Annotated in this window: 15 protein-coding genes; 11 read left to right on the top strand and 4 right to left on the bottom strand. The window is 55.5% G+C overall.

Annotated elements, in window-relative coordinates; genetic code table 11:
- Positions 1 to 103: 103 nt before the first annotated feature.
- Positions 104 to 991, bottom strand: coding sequence for a threonine transporter (locus tag VW41_15865; protein ID AJZ90392.1), 888 nt, complete (start codon positions 989 to 991; stop codon positions 104 to 106).
- 371 nt (positions 992 to 1,362) lie between these two features.
- On the opposite strand from VW41_15865, the gene ompX reads away from it, so the two are divergent.
- Positions 1,363 to 1,872 carry a membrane protein gene (ompX, locus tag VW41_15860; protein ID AJZ90391.1) on the top strand — a complete coding sequence of 170 codons (510 nt, stop codon included), beginning with the start codon at positions 1,363 to 1,365 and terminating at the stop codon, positions 1,870 to 1,872.
- Positions 1,873 to 1,943: 71 nt separating this feature from the next.
- Here the strand turns inward: ompX and VW41_15855 are convergent, their stop codons facing one another.
- Positions 1,944 to 3,527, bottom strand: coding sequence for a phosphoethanolamine transferase (locus VW41_15855; GenBank protein ID AJZ90390.1), 1,584 nt, complete (start codon positions 3,525 to 3,527; stop codon positions 1,944 to 1,946).
- Between the two features lie 321 nt (positions 3,528 to 3,848).
- Positions 3,849 to 3,977, bottom strand: a complete 129-nt coding sequence (locus VW41_15850) for a small protein MntS (protein ID AJZ90389.1) — start codon at positions 3,975 to 3,977, stop codon at positions 3,849 to 3,851.
- A 190-nt stretch (positions 3,978 to 4,167) separates the two neighbouring features.
- On the opposite strand from VW41_15850, the gene VW41_15845 reads away from it, so the two are divergent.
- The 3 genes from VW41_15845 to VW41_15835 all read left to right on the top strand — a co-directional run bounded on the left by VW41_15845 (position 4,168) and on the right by VW41_15835 (position 6,917).
- Positions 4,168 to 4,635: a manganese transport regulator MntR gene (locus VW41_15845; protein AJZ90388.1), complete on the top strand. Its 468-nt coding sequence runs from the start codon at positions 4,168 to 4,170 to the stop codon at positions 4,633 to 4,635.
- Positions 4,636 to 4,637: 2 nt separating this feature from the next.
- Positions 4,638 to 5,750 carry a membrane protein gene (locus VW41_15840; protein ID AJZ90387.1) on the top strand — a complete coding sequence of 371 codons (1,113 nt, stop codon included), beginning with the start codon at positions 4,638 to 4,640 and terminating at the stop codon, positions 5,748 to 5,750.
- Between the two features lie 123 nt (positions 5,751 to 5,873).
- A complete protein-coding gene (locus tag VW41_15835) occupies positions 5,874 to 6,917 on the top strand; it encodes an aldo/keto reductase (GenBank protein ID AJZ90386.1) in 1,044 nt (347 codons plus the stop codon).
- 816 nt (positions 6,918 to 7,733) lie between these two features.
- Here the strand turns inward: VW41_15835 and flk are convergent.
- On the bottom strand, positions 7,734 to 8,738 hold the full coding sequence (gene flk / locus VW41_15830) for a flagella biosynthesis regulator (GenBank protein AJZ90385.1): 1,005 nt from the start codon (positions 8,736 to 8,738) through the stop codon (positions 7,734 to 7,736).
- Between the two features lie 251 nt (positions 8,739 to 8,989).
- Here flk and VW41_15825 point away from each other — a divergent pair, with 251 nt between their 5' ends.
- The 7 genes from VW41_15825 to VW41_15795 all read left to right on the top strand — a co-directional run bounded on the left by VW41_15825 (position 8,990) and on the right by VW41_15795 (position 15,783).
- The gene (locus tag VW41_15825; protein ID AJZ90384.1) at positions 8,990 to 10,126 is read left to right on the top strand and encodes an erythronate-4-phosphate dehydrogenase; all 1,137 of its coding nucleotides are present in this window, start codon (positions 8,990 to 8,992) and stop codon (positions 10,124 to 10,126) included.
- Between the two features lie 69 nt (positions 10,127 to 10,195).
- Positions 10,196 to 11,209: a semialdehyde dehydrogenase gene (locus VW41_15820; GenBank protein AJZ90383.1), complete on the top strand. Its 1,014-nt coding sequence runs from the start codon at positions 10,196 to 10,198 to the stop codon at positions 11,207 to 11,209.
- Complete coding sequence (truA, locus tag VW41_15815; protein ID AJZ90382.1) at positions 11,209 to 12,024, top strand: tRNA pseudouridine synthase A; 816 nt, start codon at positions 11,209 to 11,211, stop codon at positions 12,022 to 12,024. The genes VW41_15820 and truA overlap by 1 nt, the downstream gene beginning before the upstream one ends.
- Before the next feature lie 25 nt (positions 12,025 to 12,049).
- Positions 12,050 to 12,709, top strand: a complete 660-nt coding sequence (locus VW41_15810) for a hypothetical protein (protein ID AJZ90381.1) — start codon at positions 12,050 to 12,052, stop codon at positions 12,707 to 12,709.
- A 138-nt stretch (positions 12,710 to 12,847) separates the two neighbouring features.
- The gene (locus VW41_15805) at positions 12,848 to 13,768 is read left to right on the top strand and encodes an acetyl-CoA carboxylase subunit beta (GenBank protein AJZ90380.1); all 921 of its coding nucleotides are present in this window, start codon (positions 12,848 to 12,850) and stop codon (positions 13,766 to 13,768) included.
- Between the two features lie 64 nt (positions 13,769 to 13,832).
- The gene (locus tag VW41_15800) at positions 13,833 to 15,101 is read left to right on the top strand and encodes a bifunctional folylpolyglutamate synthase/ dihydrofolate synthase (protein AJZ92003.1); all 1,269 of its coding nucleotides are present in this window, start codon (positions 13,833 to 13,835) and stop codon (positions 15,099 to 15,101) included.
- On the top strand, positions 15,091 to 15,783 hold the full coding sequence (locus VW41_15795) for a cell division protein DedD (protein AJZ90379.1): 693 nt from the start codon (positions 15,091 to 15,093) through the stop codon (positions 15,781 to 15,783). Before VW41_15800 ends, VW41_15795 begins: the two co-directional genes overlap by 11 nt.
- Positions 15,784 to 15,858 lie beyond the last annotated feature (75 nt).

The following is a 15,858-nucleotide window of genomic DNA, read 5'->3' as shown; positions in this document are numbered from 1 at the left end:
TAATTCTTATTGCGTATTACAGCTGGCGGTGAATATAAGTCCTCGCCGGCGGGTAACGCATTTAATGCGGTAATTATTACCGCATTAAATACAGGGAGACAGATTAATTTATTTCAACGTTTTTAATCTGTGCTTCGCGCTTCATGGTCAGGGTTGATCCCACCGATGCCGCGATGATGGAGAGCAGCGCTAACCACTGTATCAACGTCAGATGCTCGCCGAGAAACAGCATGCCTGACAATGCCGCAAGGCCCGGCTCAAGGCTCATTAGCGTGCCAAAGGTGCGGGTGGGGAGGCGGGTTAACGCAATCATTTCCAGCGAGTAAGGCAGCGCCGTTGAAAGCACGGCAATCGCCAGGCCGACAGGCAGCAGCGACCACTGCAACAGCGAGCTGCTGGCTTCCCAGGCGCCGAGAGGCACAAAGATAATGGCCGCAATTAATGAACCAAACGCGACCGTGGCCGGGCCGTGCTCAGCGCCCGCCTTCTGCCCGGCAATAATGTAGATGGCCCAGCAGGCACCGGCACCCAGTGCGCAGGCTGCACCGGCCAGATCTACGTGGGAGATGTCCTGGCCCAGGGGAAGCAGGAACCACAGCCCGGCAACTGCCAGCACCACCCAGATAAAGTCCACGGCCCGGCGTGAGGCAAAAAGCGCCACGGCGAGCGGCCCGGTAAATTCTAACGCCACCGCAATGCCCAGCGGCACTGTACGCAGAGAGACATAAAAGAGGTAATTCATGCTGCCCAGCGCCAGCCCATAAAACAGTAAAGGCAGTCGCTGCTCTGGCTTAAAACGCAGTCGCCAGGGTTTAAAAATCACCGCGAGAATGAGAGTGCCCAGGAACAGGCGCAGCGAAGTCACGCCCTGAGGACCGATTAGCGGGAATAATGATTTTGCCAGCGAAGCGCCGCTTTGAATCGATGTCATGGCGATAAGCAAAACCACGATCGGCAGCCAGCGCGGCATATTACGGGAAGTTTGCGGCATCCTGTACCTTGTCAGTATTTGTTTATGTTTGGTCAAGAAAATAAAAGCCTGCCCAGTCTAAAGGATTAAGTTATGGCTGGTTGAACTTTCATTAAGAAAAATTCTCATGGCGTGGAGTACGATCGAGGGACTTTTGTCAGTTTGTGTCAGAAATAATTCCAGAATTATCTGAATGACGATGTTGTTAAAGGGATTAAAATTTGCCCTCGCGAAGCGGCATTTTCCTGATTTTTTAGTAATTTAGCATGTAGTGGAAATGTTATGTTACAGGAAAAAGATCGTTAGACAACACAATTGGCGAAGAGTTTCTGTCATGGTTTTGTTATATTTAAAACTTAGGACTTACTTGAAGCACATTTGAGGTGGATATTATGAAAAAAATTGCATGTCTTTCAGCTCTGGCCTGTGTTCTGGCCGTCTCCGTAGGTACCGCATCTGCAGCAACCAGCACCGTTACCGGTGGTTACGCGCAGAGCGATATGCAGGGCGTTGCTAACAAAGCTGGCGGTTTCAACCTGAAATACCGTTACGAAAATGATACCCCGCTGGGCTACATCGGCTCCTTCACCTACACCCAGAAAAGCGACACTTCTGACGGCGTGTACACTAAAGGCCAGTACTACGGCATCACCGCTGGTCCTGCTTACCGCATCAACGACTGGGCAAGCATCTACGGTGTAGTAGGTGTTGGCTACGGTAAATTCCAGGCGACCGAATTCCCAGCTGCTCACGATTCCGTTAGCGACTACGGCTTCTCCTACGGTGCTGGTCTGCAGTTCAACCCAATCGAAAACGTTGCTCTGGACTTCTCCTACGAGCAGAGCCGTATTCGTAGCGTTGACGTTGGCACCTGGATCGCTGGCGTAGGCTACCGCTTCTAATATCCCTTCCGGGATAGCAATAAAAAATCCGCCCAAGTGGCGGATTTTTTTTATCGCTAAACCGGCAGAAATTAACGCGTCCTGGTCTCAAACATATCCGTCTGCAGATGAGTATAGTCGACTTTCTTCAAATTGAAGTTGGTTATCCAGACCGGGCCGGCTTTTTGCTCGGAAATAAACTTGTACTTCGGCGTCAGTTCTTTCGCCTTTATCCCCGTCCATGCAGAGAAGAAGTTGAGAAAGTCATTGGCGCTGCGGCGGGCTTTAATCAGCCGGTGCGTGGTGTCATCGCTCGACAGCACCATAAACGGCACCTGGAAATTCTGCTGGAACTTATCGTCGTGCGCCAGATATTGTACGTCGGTACCGCGCTCTTTAAAGGCCAATCCGTGGTCAGAAAAATAGACCATTGAGAAGCTATTGCCGGTGTTTTGCAGCTGCAAATAGAGCTGTTTTAGCAAGTCGTCCGTTTGCGTCATGCTGTAGAGGTAGCAGGATGTCTCTTTAGACTGCACAAAATCTTTGTATTTCCCCTGAGTACGATCGCAGGCCTGCGGGTGTGAGCCCATTAAATGCAGCACAATCAGCTGAGGCGTGGTGCGCTGAGTGGCAAAAACCTGTGCGGTCATTTTTAACAGGGCTTCATCCCGCGTGTTTTTGTCCGCTTCAAAATCACCATTTTTCAGGAACTGCACTTCGTCCGCGCGTTTAGCGATGCTGGCGATGGCGGTATCGTATTCGCCGATTTGCCCCTGGTTTGAGAACCACCAAGTCTGGAAGCCCGCGCGGTTTGCCAGGGTAACAAAATTGTCCTGATACTGCGGCTTACCGTCCACGACGCGGTTCAGCGTCAGCCCCAGTGATTTTTGCGTTGAGCCGCTGGCGGAGACGTAGTCCATAAACAGGCTGCCTTTCACCTGGCTTGCGAAGGGCGTATTGTCCCAATGGCCACCAAAGGCACCCAGCGCATCGCGGCGGGCGCTTTCGCCTATTACAACGACATAAGTGTGATATTTAGGCTGCACTGAGAGCACGTTCCAGGAGTCTTTTTGCTGTGAAAGCTCCTTCATCCGGGCCTGCTCCTCGACGACTTCGTGGTTGTTGACCACGACATCTTTCACAAAGCGCACCACCGGGTAACCTGTATCTTTAAATTTGAACACCCCACCGTAGGCGAGGTTGGTCACCGGCGTAACAAAAAAACAGACCACGCTTACGGCCAGACATAAGCTATCGAAATGACCCCAGGGACGTTTTTCTTCACGTTTGCGGCGCAGCGCCATGACGCCAAGGACGAGAATAAAGAGAGAAACCACGTAGCTGTACCATGGGAAGATGGTCATGATTTCCGTGGATTCTTCAAAGTTGGTTGAGTGCAGCGCCAGCAGGGTATTGAAGTTTGGCGAACCGTAAGCCTGGCCGAACGGGAAGTACATTGCCGCCACGGCACTACACAGCCCAAGCAGGATTTTCTGGGCGCGTGGAGCGGTGCGCCACAGCAGCATAAGTATGCAGCTAAAGGCAATGGCGTAAAGCAGGCTGAAGGCATAGCCCAGCGCAAAGTTGATCAGCAGAGACTGCAAAAAATAGAAACCAGCCCACGGATTCAGCACGATTCCGCGCACAGTCAGGGTATCTTTAACCGTTACATTCATCTTTATTATGGTCTTGCAAAACGCCATGCGGTGACCCTGGCGATAAGGGTAGAGCCTGCCTGACAGACGGAAACGAAGGGGAATTGCACCGCATCTGCGAGCCGCTTCATGTGCAGGGCTGCAAGAAGATAGAGCCGTAAGATAAGAATATCAACTGATAACCGACCGCGGTTTTGCGAAGCTGATTGCAAATCCGACAAATGATGGGGTTAAAGCTCGGCCAGATTAGCCATTAACGGGGATTTTGCAGGGGGATTGTGACAAAAGAATGACTGTTAACCAGAAACGTTAACAAAAGTCGCCAGGCGGCGGGGCCTGGCGTTATTGTTGTTTTTCTTCTTTCTGCTGGGGTTTACCGGCAACCCACTCACAAATCATGTTCAGCAGCATTAAGCGTACCTGGAAGGGAGATTGTGAAAACACGTTGATGCACCTCTTAAATTCGTTCATAGCGTCCTCCTGTTAGCCGTACGACCGTTTTTCCGTAAACGCGCCTGACTGGATTACATACAGGTATAGCACAGGCTATATTTTATAGCCACGGCTATTTCGTTAATTTTTTGTGGATGAGCAATGCTGGTTTACAATAAAGCCTTCCGTCGTCAGATGACGACGCCGCGCCACTGGAAGAGGAAGCACTATGAGCCGTCGGGCAGGGCAAAAGAACAGCGAAAAAGTGACGCCATTACCGAATATTGAAGAGCATGTTGAGGGCTTCAGGCAGGTACGCGAAGCGCACCGCCGTGAGTTAATTGATGATTATGTTGAGCTGATTTCTGATTTGATTCATGAAGTCGGTGAAGTCCGCCAGGTGGATATGGCGGCACGTCTCGGGGTTTCACAGCCGACAGTCGCCAAGATGTTAAAACGCCTGGCGTCCGTTGGGCTGATTGAGCAGATTCCATGGCGCGGCGTCTTTTTAACACCGGAAGGCGAAAAGCTGGCGCAGCAGAGCCGGGAACGGCATCAAATTGTTGAAAACTTCTTCCTCGCACTGGGCATTAGCCCGGAGACTGCGCGCATTGACGCCGAAGGTGTGGAACACCACGTCAGCGAAGAGACACTGGAAGCTTTCCGCAAATTCAGTGCAGAGCGGGGTATCGGCTAAACATGCTGCTGCGTCTGGCGCAGCCGTTTCTGCGCGATCGATTCCTGCATTTATTATTGTTAATCGGCGTCGCCCTGAGCCTGGCGGTGCCTTTCCGCCCGGCTTTATGGCCCGCCGCCATAGACTGGCACACCATTATTACGCTGACCGGGCTGATGATGTTGACCAAAGGCGTTGAACTGAGCGGTTATTTCGACGTGCTGGGCCGCAAGATGGTGGCGCGTTTCGCCAACGAGCGGCAGCTGGCGCTGTTTATGGTCGCGGCGGCGGCGGCGCTGTCGACCTTCCTGACTAACGATGTCGCGCTGTTCATTATTGTGCCTCTGACCATCACGCTGAAAAAACTCTGTTCCGTACCGGCCAGCAAGCTGATTATCTTTGAAGCGCTGGCGGTCAATGCTGGCTCTTTGCTTACGCCCATTGGTAACCCGCAGAACATCTTGCTGTGGGGGCATGCCGGGATCTCTTTCGGCGCTTTCACCTGGCAGATGCTGCCGTTGGCGCTGGCTATGGCCATCAGCCTGCTGGTGCTGGCGTGGGTCTGCTTTAAGCCAAAACCGCTGCGTTACCGCGGAGAGGTGAATGAAAGCCGCTGGCAGCCTAAACTTGTCTGGTGTTGCCTGGCGTTTTATATCGTATTTATTCTTGCGCTGGAGCTAAAGCTTGAGCTTTGGGGGCTGGGGCTGATTGCGCTTGGGTTCCTGATGCTGGCGCGCAAAGTGTTGCTCAGCATCGACTGGAGTCTGCTGGTGGTATTTGTGGTGATGTTTATTGATGTTCACCTGATCACCCAACTGCCGGCGCTGCAGCACTCGCTTCAGGGTGTGGCGCGGCTCTCTTCGGGCGAGTTGTTTGGCCTTGGCATTTTGCTGTCGCAATTCATCAGCAATGTCCCTGCCACCATTTTGCTGCTGAACTACGTGCCTGCCTCGCTGCTGCTGGCCTTCGCGGTCAATATCGGCGGCTTTGGCCTGTTGCCGGGTTCGCTGGCGAACCTGATTGCCCTTCGTATGGCCAACGACCGCCGCATCTGGTGGCGTTTCCATCTCTATTCTCTCCCGATGCTGCTTTGGGCCGCGCTGGTCGGCTACGGTTTATTACTGCTTTTACGTTAGCGCCAACTCAGGCAGAAACAGGCAAGGAATGAGCAGAAATCCCCCATTCCAGAACTGCGCGCGACGCGTATAACTGGCAGTCCGCACTCTTCCTTCCTGAAATCCTGAACATGAGGTACCGCTATGCGTTATAAAAAATTAGGTAATACCGGCCTGTTTGTTTCAGAGCTTTGCCTGGGCACCATGACCTTTGGTGGCGAAGACGGCATCTGGGGAAAAATAGGCCAACTGGCGCAAAATGATGCCGACAAGCTGGTTGGGCGTGCGCTGGAGGCCGGGATTAACTTTATCGATACGGCCAATGTTTATTCCGGCGGACGGTCGGAAATCATCACCGGCCAGGCGCTGAAAAACCTTAACGTGCCGCGTGAGAATGTGGTGGTGGCAACCAAAGCGTTTGGCGAAACCGGCACCGCCGGGCCGAACTCTCGAGGTTCATCGCGTTTTCATCTGCTGAATAGTATCGAGGAGAGCCTGCAGCGGCTGCAGCTCGACTATATCGACCTGTACCAGCTGCACGGCTTTGACCCCGCGACGCCGATAGAGGAAACGCTTAGGGCGCTGGACTCCCTGGTGCAGCAAGGCCTGGTGCGCTACATCGGCGTTTCAAACTGGGCGGCCTGGCAAATCATGAAGGCTCTCGGGATCTCTGAACGTCTGGGGCTTGCACGCTTTGCCTCATTGCAGGCTTATTACACCCTTGCCGGACGCGATCTGGAGCGAGAGCTGGTGCCGATGATGCAAAGTGAAGGCGTCGGTCTGATGGTGTGGAGCCCGCTTGCGGGTGGGCTGCTCAGCGGCAAGTACGATCGCGACGGGAAAGCCGAAACCGGGAGCCGCCGCCTTGAGTTTGACTTCCCGCCGGTCAACAGAGACCGCGCGTTTGACTGCGTGGATGTGATGCGTGACATTGCCGGCGTCAAAGGCGTTTCCGTGGCGCAGATTGCGCTGGCCTGGCTGCTGCATCAGCAGGCGGTGACGACGGTTATCGTTGGCGCAAAACGCATCGAGCAGCTTGATGACAATATCGCCGCGACGGGGGTTCAGTTTAGCGCGGACGAGCTCGAAAGGCTGAATGCGGTGAGTGAGCTGCCGCGCGAATATCCGGGCTGGATGCTCGAGCGGCAGGGCGAGTATCGCCGGGAGCAGCTGAAGCGTCAGTCATAAACCGGGAATAATTCCGCCCTTACCCGGGCTTCTCCCGGAGGGCGCTGTCACTTCGGCACAAATACGTTTGATGTCCGGGACTGATTTCAACTGCAACCTCGCTTCTGGCTTTTACCCTCTCCCTGGAAGGGAGAGGGGATAAACTCTGTCTCCCGCCGCCTGTTTTCTCTCTCTCCCCTTTGGGAAGAAAGAATAAACCCTGTCTCCCGTCGCCTGTTCTCTCTCTCACCCCTTTGGGAAGAAAGAATAAACTCTGTCTCCCGTCGCCTGTTTTCTCCCTCGCCTCTTGGGGAAGGGAGAATAAATCCTGTCTCCCGTCGCCTGTTTTCTCCCTCGCCTCTTTGGGAAGAAAGAATAAACTCTGTCTCCCGTCGCCTGTTTTCTTCCTCGCCTCTTTGGGAAGAAAGAATAAACTCTGTCTCCCGTCGACTGTTTTCTCCCTCGGCTCTTGGGGAAGGGAGAATAAACTCTGTCTCCCGTCGCCTGTTTTCTCCCTCGGCTCTTGGGGAAGGGAGAATAAATCCTGTCTCCCGTCGCCTGTTTTCCCCCTCGCCCCTTTGGGGAGAGGGCCGGGGTGAGGGGGAAGAATTGTGTCAGGCTCTGATCGACCCGGGGATAGCCGATGGGGATGCCCGGCTTCAGCGACGGTGAGCTCGCGGGCGCAGGCTTGTCAGGGCGCGGCGTTATCACCCTGCACATTCACCGGCTCTGAACGTGCAGGGGAAACAGATCTACCGGGGAAAGGAATAACGGCGGGGGAAGACATCCCTCGGAAAAGTTGAAAGAAAATCTGACCAAAAGTTAGCCCTGGGGACGCTATATCACCAGCCAGAGCAAAATCATCACGACGACCAGCGCGATCAACGCCAGGCCGGGTCTCGCGCTCAAGGCTTTTATTGGCTCGATAATCGCGCTGAACATCGGGTTGTAGATCGGTTGAATATCACGCACTTCAATCATGGCCGGCTGGCGCTCGGCACGTCTTAAAAACACCTGATTGAGAATGTCCTGCACCTGCGCGGTCGTCAGCACCGTTTGCGGCGTGGCCTGGAAGCGCTGCTGGCTGTAATCCACCATATCTTTCCACTCCAGCGGCTCAAGAGGCTGCTTCAGTGCGGCCTGCACGCTGTGCAAAGTGGGGGCGGACTGCTGGCTCAGCGTTTGCCTGGCCTGGAGCCAGGTCGTCAGCAAAGCAAAGTGCTTAGCCGGGATGAGCTCGCCGGTTTTAACGCCGGAAAGCTCAAGCATTGACTGCCAGATCTGTTTGCCGGATTCGCCCGTCGCCGCGGCGAGCCTGGTGACCAGCTGGTTCAGGCTGTTGTGTTCGGCGGGCAGCAGCGGGCGGTCTGTGGCCGGGCGCTGCTGCGGCTGAGGAATGGCAAGCTGGTTATTTTGCAGCAGCGTCAGCACGGTTTTGAGCTGGTCTGGCGTGAGCTGGCTCAGGGCGGTCTGGCCAAATTGCTGGCGGATAAAGTCGCTCACCGCCTGGCGGTTGTTGCCCTGGGGCAGCAAATCACTTAACTGCTGAATAATCTGGCGCGTTGCCAGCGTGGTTTGCGCGCTGGTCAGGCGTTGATTCAGGTTTTGCTCGGCGGCCGGGAAATGGCGCGACAGCAGCGGGGCCTCGTTTTTCAGCCCAAGGTCATGCTTAAGGCCGGCCCAAACTTCAGCGCTCTGCTGTTGACTAAGCGCAATGATCCGGGTGATCAAACGCTCCAGCACGGTACGTTGCTGGGTAGAAAGCGGCTGTTCGCCGGCGGCAGAGGGTGCGGAGGGCGGTTCCCCCGGAGGACGCGGCGCGGCGCCCTGAATGGGTTGCATTATAGTGAAATCCTTAAGCTCGCCTTAAACACGAAAAAACATTAAAAAAATAGGCTCTATATAATTCGGGCTGAAGGAAGGCGGCAAGACCGTGAGTCCCCAGGAGCATAGCTAACTATGTGACTGGGGTGAACGGGTGCAGCCAACGCGCCTGCAGCTTGAAGTATGACGAGCATAGTTCGTTATGCCCGGACGTCAGATTATGGCACACTATCCGGCCTTATCTCGACGATTAACAGACAGGTACTCAGGTGAAAATCCTCGTTGATGAAAATATGCCCTATGCCCGCGAACTTTTCAGCCGCCTGGGCGAGGTGACTGCCGTGCCGGGGCGTCCGATTCCGGTGGATACGCTAACGAATGCTGACGCGCTGATGGTGCGTTCGGTCACCAAAGTGAATGCTGAACTGCTGGACGGTAAAGGGATTAAATTTGTCGGGACGGCCACGGCCGGAACCGATCACGTTGATGAAGCATATTTGCAAAGTGCCGGGGTGGCTTTCTCTGCTGCCCCCGGATGCAATGCGATTGCCGTAGTTGAGTATGTGTTCTCTTCCTTATTGATGCTGGCCGAGCGCGATGGTTTTGAACTGAAAGACCGGACCGTCGGGATTGTTGGCGTCGGTAACGTTGGTTCCCGCCTGCAGGCGCGGCTTGAAGCCTGGGGTGTACGCACCTTACTGTGCGATCCGCCGCGTGCCGATCGCGGTGATGAAGGCGATTTCGTTTCGCTGGAAGCGCTGGTGCAGGAAGCCGACATAATCACTTTCCATACGCCGCTGTTTAAATCCGGCACTTACAAAACGCTGCATCTGGCGGACGAGGCGCTGATTAGCCGTCTGAAGCCTGGCGCTATTCTGATTAATGCCTGTCGCGGCCCCGTTGTAGACAACAACGCGTTGCTGAAATGCTTAAAAGCAGGGCAGAATCTTAGCGTGGTGCTGGACGTCTGGGAGCCGGAGCCGGATCTCAACGTCGAGCTACTGGACAAGGTGGACATTGGTACGGCGCACATTGCGGGCTACACGCTTGAAGGTAAGGCTCGCGGCACTACACAGGTGTTTGAAGCCTTTAGCAATTTCATTGGTCAGCCCCGGCAGGTAGCGCTGGATTCATTACTGCCTGCACCGGAATTTGGCCGTATCACGCTGGCAGGCCCGCTCGATCAGCCCACGCTCAAAAGACTGGTGCATCTGGTGTATGATGTGCGCCGCGACGATGCGCCGCTGCGTAAGGTAGCCGCTCAGCCTGGTGAATTCGACAAGCTGCGTAAAAACTACCTGGAACGCCGCGAGTGGTCATCGCTGTATGTGCAGTGTGATGACGCGGCAGCGGCGAACATGCTGCAAAAACTTGGCTTTAGCGCGGCACATCACCCGCTTCGCTAAGCATTATCTTCTGGCTCTCTGAGACGGTGTCTCGGAGAGCATCTGTTTGATTTTCTGGAGTAAACCAACATGTCCGAAGGCTGGAATATTGCCGTTTTAGGCGCCACCGGTGCCGTAGGCTCAGCTTTGCTTGAACTGCTTGCTGAACGTCAGTTCCCGGTTGGTGAATTGTATGCCCTGGCGCGCGGCGAGAGTGCCGGTGAAAGCCTGCGTTATGAAGGCAAAACTGTCCTGGTGCAGGATGCGGCGGAATTCGACTGGACTCAGGCCCAGCTTGCTTTCTTCGTCGCGGGCGCCGAAGCCTCCGCTCGCTATGTAGAAGAAGCAACCAATGCTGGCTGCCTGGTGATCGACTCCAGCGGCCTGTTTGCTATGGAGCCGGATGTGCCGCTGGTGGTGCCGGACGTGAATCCGTTTGTGCTGAGCGATTACCGCAACCGTAATCTGGTTGCCGTGGCGGACAGTCTGACCAGCCAGCTGCTGAGCGCGTTAAAACCGCTGATTGAGCAGGGCGGCCTGTCGCGTATTCAGGTGACCAGCCTGTTGTCTGCCTCCGCGCGTGGCAAAGTGGCCGTAGATGCGCTGGCCGGGCAAAGCGCTCGCTTGCTGAACGGCATTCCTATTGATGAAGAAGATCTGTTTGGCCGCCAGCTGGCGTTCAACATGTTGCCGCTGGTGCCGGACGCCGAAGGCAGCGTGCGGGAGGAGCGTCGCCTGGTAAATGAAGCGCGTAAAGTGCTGCAGGACGACGGTTTAATGATCTCCGCCAGCCTTGTGCAGTCGCCGGTGTTCTACGGCCATGCCCAAATCGTCAACTTTGAAGCTCTGCGCCCGCTGGCGGCAGAAGAAGCTCGCGATGCGTTTGCTCAGGCTGAAGATATTGCGCTGTCTGAAGAGGGCGAGTTCCCGACTCAGGTGGCGGATGCATCCGGCAGCGGTCATCTTTCTATTGGCTGCGTGCACAACGATTACGGTATGCCAGAGCAGATTCAGTTCTGGTCGGTGGCCGATAACGTTCGCTTTGGTGGCGCGCTGATGGCGATAAAAACCGCTGAGAAGCTGGTGCAGGAGTATATGTACTGATGTCTGAAGTGCTAAGCGAAATTCCGCTTCATAAAATCGCGCTCGGCATTGAGTACGACGGCAGTAAATATTACGGCTGGCAGCGCCAGAACGAAGTGCGCAGCGTGCAGGAAAAGCTGGAAAAAGCGCTATCTCAGGTAGCCAATGAGCCGATTAACGTGTTTTGCGCAGGACGCACCGATGCGGGCGTTCACGCCACCGGCCAGGTGGTGCATTTTGAAACCAGCGCCGTACGCAAAGATGCGGCCTGGACGATGGGCGTAAATACGAATTTGCCCGGCGACATTGCCGTGCGCTGGGTGAAAGATGTGCCGTCTGAGTTTCATGCCCGATTCAGCGCCACGGCGCGTCGCTACCGCTACGTGATTTATAATCACCGCTTGCGACCGGCCGTTTTACAGCAAGGCGTCACCCATTTTCACCTGCCTCTGGATGCGGACAAAATGCACCGCGCCGCGCAGAGCCTGCTGGGGGAAAATGACTTTACCTCATTCCGTGCGGTGCAGTGTCAGTCTCGCACCCCATGGCGCAATATGATGCACATTACGGTCGCTCGCTATGGGGCTTACATCGTCGTGGACATTAAAGCCAACGCTTTTGTGCACCACATGGTGCGCAACATCGTCGGCAGCCTGATGGAAGTCGGCTGCGGCAACCAGGCCGAAAGCTGGATGGCCGACCTGCTGGCGTGGAAGGATCGTACTAAAGCTGCCGCTACCGCAAAAGCGGAAGGGCTGTACCTGGTGTCGGTGGATTACCCCGACCATTTTGCGCTGCCACGTCTGCCGATGGGGCCGCTTTTTTTAGCCGATTGATTGCTGCTTAAGAAAGGATACTTTGATGGATTTCATCCGTTTTATCATCGACTTCATTTTGCATATCGACGTGCATTTGGCCGAGCTGGTGGCACAATACGGCGTCTGGGTTTACGCTATCCTGTTCCTGATTTTGTTCTGCGAAACCGGGCTGGTGGTGACGCCGTTTTTACCGGGCGATTCGCTGCTGTTTGTGGCGGGCGCGCTGGCTTCGCTGGAAACCAATGACCTGAACGTGCATTACATGGTCATTTTGATGGTGATTGCTGCCATCATCGGCGATGCGGTGAACTACACTATCGGACGGCTGTTTGGCGAGAAGTTGTTCAGTAACCCAAATTCAAAAATCTTCCGTCGCAGTTATCTTGATAAAACTCACGCTTTTTACGAGCGTCACGGAGGAAAAACGATTATCCTCGCGCGCTTCGTGCCGATAGTGCGAACCTTCGCACCGTTTGTCGCCGGAATGGGGCATATGTCCTATCGCCATTTTGCGATCTACAACGTCGTCGGCGCACTGCTGTGGGTCTTGCTGTTCACCTACGCGGGCTACCTGTTCGGTAACCTGCCGGTAGTACAGGAAAATCTGAAGCTGCTGATTGTGGCAATTATCGTGGTTTCGATACTGCCTGGCGTGGTGGAAGTTATCCGCCACAAACGCGCTGCGTCGCGGCAGTCAAAATAATACGTGGCAGCGGTTCGACCACTTTTTTATCCAAAGTCGCGGGCCGTTGTGTTTTAATGAGCACCATTTATGGTCTGGGGCAGGGAAAACTGCCGCAGAAAAGCTGGTATCGACCAGGTTCAAGCAGAAAGGTCATCAATGAGCTGGATTGAACGAATTCTCAATAAGAGCAATATTACTCCCACCCGCAAGGCGAGCATCCCTGAAGGGGTGTGGACCAAGTGCGACAGCTGCGGCCAGGTCCTGTACCGCGCCGAGCTGGAACGCAACCTTGGCGTCTGCCCTAAGTGCGATCACCACATGCGTATGTCGGCGCGCGATCGCCTGCATAGCCTGTTAGATGAAGGCACAATGGTGGAATTGGGGAGCGAGCTTGAGCCAAAAGATTTGCTGAAGTTCCGTGACTCCAAGAAGTACAAAGATCGTCTGGTTAGCGCACAGAAAGAGACCGGTGAGAAAGACGCACTGGTGGTGATGAAAGGCACTCTGCACGGTATGCCTGTCGTGGCTGCGGCCTTCGAGTTTTCCTTTATGGGCGGTTCGATGGGTTCTGTCGTTGGCGCGCGTTTTGTCCGTGCCGTTGAACAGGCGCTGGAAGATAACTGCCCGATGGTGTGCTTCTCCGCTTCCGGCGGGGCGCGTATGCAGGAAGCGCTGATGTCGCTGATGCAGATGGCGAAAACCAGCGCCGCGCTGGCCAAAATGCAGGAGCGCGGTCTGCCGTATATCTCCGTGCTGACTGACCCAACCATGGGCGGCGTCTCGGCAAGCTTTGCGATGCTGGGTGACCTGAATATCGCCGAACCGAAAGCACTGATCGGTTTTGCTGGCCCACGAGTCATCGAACAGACCGTCCGTGAGAAACTGCCGCCGGGCTTCCAGCGCAGCGAGTTCCTGATCGAAAAAGGCGCTATCGACATGATCGTCCGTCGCCCGGAAATGCGCCTGAAACTGGCGAGCGTTCTGGCGAAGTTTATGAATCTGCCGGCGCCAAATCCGGAAGCCCCGCGTGAACCGATTGTGGTTCCGCCAGCGCCGGAACAGGGTCAAGAGGCCTGATTCGCAACTAAGGGCAGGCCAGCAGGCTCTGCCCTTTTCTTTATGTGCATGTTAAGTGGGCATCATGGACAAAGACCTTATTCCTCAAGCCACGTCGCCCCTGGCCACGTGGCTTTGCTATCTTGAAAACCTTCATTCTACTACTATCGATATGGGCCTTGAGCGGATCAGCAACGTTGCGCTCAAGCTCGATGTACTGAAACCTGCGCCCACTGTCTTCACCGTGGCGGGGACGAATGGTAAGGGCACAACCTGCCGTACGCTTGAAACCGCGCTGATGGCTGACGGTTACCGGGTAGGCGTTTATAGCTCGCCGCACCTGGTGCGCTACACCGAGCGAGTGCGCATTCAGGGGAAAGAGTTACCTGAAGCCCTGCATACCGCCTCGTTTGCCGAAATAGAGGCCGCTCGCGGAGATATTTCCTTAACCTATTTTGAATACGGAACGCTATCTGCCTTGCTATTGTTTAAGCAGCAGGCGGTAGACGTGGTGATTCTTGAAGTGGGTCTTGGCGGGCGCCTTGACGCCACCAATATTGTGGATTCCGACGTGGCCGTGGTGACCAGCATCGCGCTCGATCACACCGACTGGCTGGGCCCGGATCGTGAGAGCATTGGCCGGGAAAAGGCCGGCGTCTTCCGCAGAGATAACCCGGCGGTTGTGGGCGAGCCAGATATGCCACAGACGATTGCCGATGTGGCCCAGGAGAAAGGCGCGCAGCTACTGAGGCGCGGCGCTGACTGGGATTATGAGGTGAGTGCCACAAGCTGGACGTTCCGGGACGCTAGCGGCGAGCTTAAAGACCTGCCGCTGCCGCTGGTTCCTCAGCCCAATGCCGCCACGGCGCTGGCCGCCTTACGTGCCAGCAAACTCAACGTGAGTGAAAATGCGATACGCTATGGCATCGAGCATGCCACGCTGCCCGGGCGCTTCCAGGTCGTGTCTCAGGCGCCTCGCGTGATTCTTGATGTTGCCCATAACCCCCATGCGGCGGCTTACCTTGCCGGTCGCCTGGCGGCGCTGCCTGAACGGGGGCGCGTGTTGGCGGTTATCGGGATGCTGCATGATAAAGACATAGCCGGAACACTTGCCTGTTTGTCGCCCCAGGTCGATAACTGGTATTGTGCTCCCCTGGAAGGGCCACGAGGCGCAAGCGCAGAGCAGCTTATTGCCCATCTTGGTGAAGGCAGGACATTTGCAACCGTGGCGGACGCATGGCACGCAGCCATGGCGTCCGCCACGGCCGAAGATACCGTGCTGGTGTGTGGTTCATTTCACACGGTGGCCCATGTAATGGAAGTACTGGACGCGGGGAGAGCAGGTGGCGAGTAAGTTTCAAAACCGATTAGTCGGAACCATTATTCTGGTAGCGCTGGGCGTCATTGTGCTGCCGGGCCTGCTGGACGGGCAAAAAAAACATTATCAGGATGAATTCGCGGCGATTCCTTTGGTGCCAAAACCGGGAGACAGCGATGAACCTGATATGTTGCCGGCGGCTACCCAGGCTCTGCCGGCGCAGCCGCCAGAAGGCGCAGCTGAAGAGGTAAGGGCGGGGGCTGCCGTGCCGCCGGGGCTGAATAGTGGGGCTATCCCGAATGAAGGCTCTGCGGGCGTTGACGAAGTACCCGTCGCACACGAGCAGCCTAAGCCTCAGCCGGTGCAGGAAAAACCGAAGCCGAAGCCGGTGGAAAAGCCGCAGCCTAAACCTGCCGCCGATAACCAGACTGAGCAGCCGACGAAGACGGAAAAACCAGCCGACAAAGCGCCGACCGGGCAAGCCTATGTGGTGCAGCTTGGCGCATTGAAAAATGCGGACAAAGTAAATGAAATTGTTGGTAAACTGCGCGGGGCCGGGTTCAAAGTTTACACCTCGCCGACAACGCCTGTGCAGGGGAAAATCACCCGTATTCTGGTTGGGCCTGATGCCTCAAAAGATAAGCTGAAGTCCTCGCTGGGCGAGCTGAATTCGCTTTCTGGCCTGAACGGCGTGGTGATGAACTACTCGCCGCGGTAGCGGTGTGTGACCCTCACCCCGGCCCTCTCCCTGGAAGGGAGAGGGGGAAAGCTATGACACCGAGCGGTTCTCTTG

It is taken from the genome of Klebsiella michiganensis (assembly GCA_000963575.1).
Taxonomy (GTDB): domain Bacteria; phylum Pseudomonadota; class Gammaproteobacteria; order Enterobacterales; family Enterobacteriaceae; genus Cedecea; species Cedecea michiganensis_A.
This window is presented reverse-complemented; position numbering and strand designations above follow the sequence as displayed.